Source organism: Syntrophorhabdus sp. (assembly GCA_012719415.1).
In the GTDB taxonomy this organism is placed as follows: Bacteria; Desulfobacterota; Syntrophorhabdia; order Syntrophorhabdales; family Syntrophorhabdaceae; genus Delta-02.
Window position 1 is genome coordinate 1 of the sequence record JAAYAK010000171.1, and the last position, 4799, is coordinate 4799.

Sequence of the window (4799 nt, forward strand, 5' to 3'; positions counted from 1 at the left end):
GAATGTACGTTTCGCCCACCTCCTGCCAGGGTATGTTCTCCGCATGAGATCTCTTGATTATCTTGTCGTCGATGTCGGTGAAGTTCCTCACGTAGGTCGTGCCGAACCCCTTCGAGCGCAGGTAACGGTATATGGTATCAAAAACGATGGCGCTCCTGGCGTGGCCGATATGGCAGTGGTCGTACACGGTGACTCCGCAAACGTAGAGCTTCACCTCCCCTTCCTTTACGGGAGTGAAATCCTCTTTCCTGCCTGATATCGTATTGTAAACCTTCAGGGCCATAGTGTTGACCGTATTTTCTACCACAGCTCTCGCGGCCTTGTCAAAGCAATTGAATCAGCTCTTCTTCCCGGTGGGCGCGAGCTGGCGGGCGCCATCGCGGAGGTTCCGGACGAGGTTTGAGATCTCCTCGTGATAGTAGGGGATGCCTCCTTCCGCCGCGTCCGTTATCATTTCGTTCGCCTTCATCGCGTTGGCGTGGTCCCTTAAGGTTCCCGTATCAGGCATCTCGCCGGGGCGAAGACCCCACTCTCTCATCCGGGCCGCGCCTACCCGCCGGGGAAGCTTGCTTTCGTAGAGCATCTGGAAGGCATCGATCACCGCAAGGTATCCCGTGAGAACACCGGGAGGGAGGTCTTCGATGATCCCTTCCTTCCTGGCCACCTGGAGATAATTGCACGTCATGTCGACAAACCCGGCGAGGCCGATCATGAAAAAATCCAGTTTGTCGAGGGTCGGGGACCGCTGGTCCTTTGCCACGTCCATGACGATGGAGGCTACCTGTTTCACCTGTGGCATGAAGACCCACTCGCGCGAAGCAATCTCGGCCTCCCTCAGGATATCACCGAGAAGCGCAAAGGCCTCGTCTTCCGGGAGTTCTCCCAGCCCGCCGCCACCGGACCGCTTCCTCGCCGCCTGATCGAGATCCGCGGGCCTGACGAGGTGGAAAACGGCGGCGAAGCGGCTTACAAGCTCCTCCTGACGTTCAAAGGAAATGCATGCCATGGCGCTGCACAGGGCTTCAGGAACCGAACCCTGTCGATCCGAGAGCATGCGGGAAAGCGAAGGGCAAAGTCCATGCGCTCCAGCCACGGGGCGAGCTCTTTCCTGGAGGTATTTCTGGAAGACGGGGTCGACCTTTCCGGAAAGGTCCATTTCTCTCACAAGATGACCGTACCTCCGGGGCTCCTTTCTCGCGGCAGCCACAATCTCGGAGGCCTTTCTCAGCGTGTTCTGATGGAGCCCGACCGCCTTCGCCGCATGGGACCTGGCGTGTCCGTGCCCGCGGCCGACCTTCGTCCCCACCACCACGTTCGCGTCTTCGGCCCCATTAAGACCTGAATGGCCGGCGGCGGCCCTGTCGCCGGGTCTCCGGGCACCGGCCAGGATCTGCCTTTCCACTCCGATCCTCAATTGCTCCTCCTTGACCGCCTCGAAGATGGCCACTTTCTCAGATATGGTAAAGTCCTTCCTGCAGATGTTCTCGTCATGCTCGCCGAGCACGAGGCTCTCTATGTCGACGAGATTGACATGGGTGCCTTCGACGAGGGAGGTCATACCAAGTTCCGCGAGGGCTTTGAGCCTGCGGTAGCCGGCAACAAGTTCGTTCGTTCCCTTTCGGATCACGATCGGCTGGAGAAGACCCAGCTCCGATATGGAGCGCTTCAGGTCCTCCATGTCTCCGAGATCTTCCCTGTAGCGCCTGCCAACAATTATGTCTTCTATCTCCATGTGCCCCCTTCCTTGCATGGTCACATTGTCCGGCCCTGCCGCATGGCCCATGATGTTCACGTCATGCACTCTATCCATCCGTCTTCCGCGCGCAGGGCCCTGTCATTACAGGAATCATTCACCGCGCCCGAACAGAACCTCCTGTACAATTCAGGCACGGGCCGGGAACAGCCTCTTCCGTGCGGACCGCCCTGGGTTCGCGGGTTACCGCGGGCCGCTCCACTCGAAAGATGCACGGGATGCACTTCGAGAACGGATGCCACCAGGGATCCGAAACCGTGGACCCGGTCTGGGACAGTTATGGTATCCGCCGGACTCACCCCTTCTCACCACGTCCGGGATGAGACCACCTTTCCACGGGAAGAAAATAGTAATGGTTCTTGTTCCCCCTTCCCTTTCCCTTGCGTTGCACGATCATCCACCGGCCTTTGAGGGCCTTGAGGGCATCGATGGTCTTCCTTTTCGATATCCCGGCCACGCTGGCGATCTCACCGAGCGACAGACCCGCGATTCTTATGAACCCCCTTTTTCTTCTGCCGGCGTCGGACCTCAGGAGAAGGACGAGGAAGACGGAACTCACGTAGGGCCCGAGCACCGCCATGTGACGATCGACGTAGGACAGTAGCATATCCGTTGTGCCGGGACAGCCCTTTCCCGCCTCCCCTTGTCCCGCTTTCGGCAACTTCCCGGGGGTCACATCTTCTCCGATCGCGAGGAACCGAAAATGGAAAGGACGTTACGCTCGCTCTTGCGCGCGCCTGAGGCGGAGGCCGGAAATCTCTTTTCGGTCACGGCGGTCGTCCGCCACGGTCGTGCGTCAGCCTTTCCTTCCATGGACGGACCACGGGGGCAATATGCCCCGGCCCATCCTGGATCCCAACCGTTGAGACGTTTCTCTTCGACGGCGGCGTCACCGGCAGACCCCTCGATGTCATCCGCCGCTTCAAGAAAAGAGAACCTCCAGCGCTGGTCCTTTCTGGCCATTCTCTTGACCCTCTGCTCTATCCAGAGACAGATGTAGGAGGCGATCTCCCCCGGGGATTTCGTAAGGTCAAGCTTCTGTTGATTGGCCACCTGCATCAGGACGACCGTCGCGTCCTGAACGTAGTCATTCAACTGGTCGCCCACGAAATGTCCCCTGTCGACCCTGCCGAGGATCGTCCTGACGACGCTTTCGATTACCTTCCCCGAGTACAGTCTCTCCACCAGCCAGAGTTGGCCCGACGACCTGGCGTTCTCAACCATCAGACTGAATTCGCCGGAGTCCACAGACCTGAAAAACGCCCGCGCATAGGAGGCGATTGCCTGCGCCCGCTCGCCGAAGGGCACCATCGTTGATAGTCCCTGCTCCATACCCATTCTCCTCAAACCTCCTTTCACTTCCCGTTGCGACATATCCTTCTGCCCATTTCCTCATCGGCAAAGGCCACCCGGGTCTTTCCATATCCCAGGAGGGCCATGCGCTCACGCGTGCCCCGTCCGAACAGCCGCGCGACGACCGAGCAGGGTATGTTCACCTTCGTCCGGACCGCGGTGAAGGCATCGATGAGGTTTTCGGGCGTCGGTGCCTTGCTCAGCAAGGCCTTCATGCCCGGATCGAGATGTTTCTCTGTCACCCGGAGGAAGCCTTCGATCCCCCTCCCGCCCGGTGCCCGCGCGCTTTCCCGGCTGTCATAGAGCCGGCGGCGCGCCCTGAAGGTTCGCGCCATGACAGGGAACCCCAGCAAGCACAGAAGGGTGCAGGCCAGAACACGTTCTGTCCTTCTGGTCCTTCTCGAAGCGCTGGTCATGGCCCTTCTGAGAGCTCCCCCGTTGATCCTGGCATAGTTGCCCGTCCTCGCGACCTCTGTATCGACGATCGCAAGGATGTCCTCGATTCTCGAAAGCTCCATCCCGTGGACTTCACCCATCGGGCAGCATGTAAGGATCCTTGCCTCTGCTCGAAGAAGGGGCAGTTCTATCCTGTGGAGCACCACGGCGCTCCGCGATGCGAGAAAGGCAAGAACACCAAATACGAAGATACCGGCCACGAAAAAAATCCCCTGATCCGAGACCCTTCCATCTTGCCGTTCCACGGCACACCCCTCCTTTGAGAACAACAGTATTCGAGCATCGATGTGGATTGTCCTGCGAAGAAATTACTTTGACAATCTATGAAATACATTCGAAGTTGTCTTGTCAACACAAAAGGCTCCAAAGAAGCCCTTTCATGGTGCAAAAAGACCATCCGCCGTATTCACGCTGCCGGCAGGGAGACCGCGCCTTCGTCCGCCTTTCGGCTCGTCAGGATCCTGACCCGGTGATTCCCACACCCGGTGCTATTTATTCTCCAGGGATCGGATGGGAGAGTGATGACGAACGGCAACAAAACACCCGACGCCTTCATAACCAGAAGGTCTGAGGGCTTCGAGATAATCCTCCCTCGGGAGGTGATAGAAAGAGCGGCGAGGCGGCTTGCCGAAGCCACCAATGCGGCCCGTTTTCACGACGCGATGGAGTTGGCCTGGTTCAGGTTCGACCCTAATACCAACAGGGAAATGCTCGACTGCGTCTCTATGCTCCTCACGCTTTACCGCTCTGCCCTTGATGGGAACATCAGACCTCCTTTGGACCTCGAGGAACTTTACGGGCACGCTTTCAACGAGATGAAGACCGAACACGGCGCTCTTCCGAACGAGGGGACAATCTGGTACTCTCCCGATCACCCCGGAGGATGAATTGCGCGCAGGAAGAATCACTGTCATCTTCCTTTGCGCTCTCGGCATCTGCATCTATCCCGGCGCGAAGGGACATTGTGGATCACGCGGCGCCGGGGGAACGGCAGGCCTGTCTGTCGAGCTCGAAACCATGAAGAACGACAACCCTGACAAGTATCGGGATTTTCGCCATATCCTGCGGCATATCCGCAGAATGAACAGGAAGCAGGACGAGAAGACATCCCTCGCCGTCGCGAAGGCACTCGCCGACCACGTCCACTGGGAAAGATATCGTTTCACTTCCGAGGAGCACCGGCTCAATTTTCTCTCCGTCCTCATGGGCATCGTGCGCGTCGAGAGCGGCTTCGACC

The 4799-nt window shown here is 58.6% G+C and carries 7 protein-coding genes; 2 read left to right on the forward strand and 5 right to left on the reverse strand.

Going from position 1 to position 4799, the window contains the following annotated elements; genetic code table 11:
* The 5 genes from cysS to GXX82_09980 all read right to left on the reverse strand — a co-directional run.
* Positions 1–283 (reverse strand): cysteine--tRNA ligase (gene cysS / locus GXX82_09960; protein NLT23361.1); only part of this gene is annotated, 283 nt, incomplete at its 3' end.
* A 54-nt stretch (positions 284–337) separates the two neighbouring features.
* A complete protein-coding gene (locus tag GXX82_09965) occupies positions 338–1810 on the reverse strand; it encodes a ParB N-terminal domain-containing protein (GenBank protein ID NLT23362.1) in 1473 nt (490 codons plus the stop codon).
* Between the two features lie 238 nt (positions 1811–2048).
* Complete coding sequence (locus GXX82_09970; protein NLT23363.1) at positions 2049–2429, reverse strand: hypothetical protein; 381 nt, start codon at positions 2427–2429, stop codon at positions 2049–2051.
* Positions 2426–3091 (reverse strand): hypothetical protein, encoded by a 666-nt coding sequence (locus tag GXX82_09975; GenBank protein ID NLT23364.1) that lies wholly within the window; start codon positions 3089–3091, stop codon positions 2426–2428. Before GXX82_09975 ends, GXX82_09970 begins: the two co-directional genes overlap by 4 nt.
* Positions 3092–3108: 17 nt before the next feature.
* Positions 3109–3807 (reverse strand): hypothetical protein, encoded by a 699-nt coding sequence (locus GXX82_09980; protein ID NLT23365.1) that lies wholly within the window; start codon positions 3805–3807, stop codon positions 3109–3111.
* Between the two features lie 276 nt (positions 3808–4083).
* Here GXX82_09980 and GXX82_09985 point away from each other — a divergent pair, with 276 nt between their 5' ends.
* Positions 4084–4449 carry a hypothetical protein gene (locus GXX82_09985; GenBank protein ID NLT23366.1) on the forward strand — a complete coding sequence of 122 codons (366 nt, stop codon included), beginning with the start codon at positions 4084–4086 and terminating at the stop codon, positions 4447–4449.
* Between the two features lies 1 nt (position 4450).
* On the forward strand, positions 4451–4799 hold a 349-nt coding region (locus tag GXX82_09990; protein ID NLT23367.1), incomplete at its 3' end, for a hypothetical protein.

Excerpts from the sequence above, each read along its gene's own strand:
- GXX82_09975 (NLT23364.1), bottom strand. The coding sequence starts at position 3,091 with ATGGGTATGGAGCAGGGACTATCAACGATGGTGCCCTTCGGCGAGCGG.
- GXX82_09965 (NLT23362.1), bottom strand. The coding sequence starts at position 1,810 with ATGGATAGAGTGCATGACGTGAACATCATGGGCCATGCGGCAGGGCCG.
- GXX82_09985 (NLT23366.1), top strand. The coding sequence starts at position 4,084 with ATGACGAACGGCAACAAAACACCCGACGCCTTCATAACCAGAAGGTCT.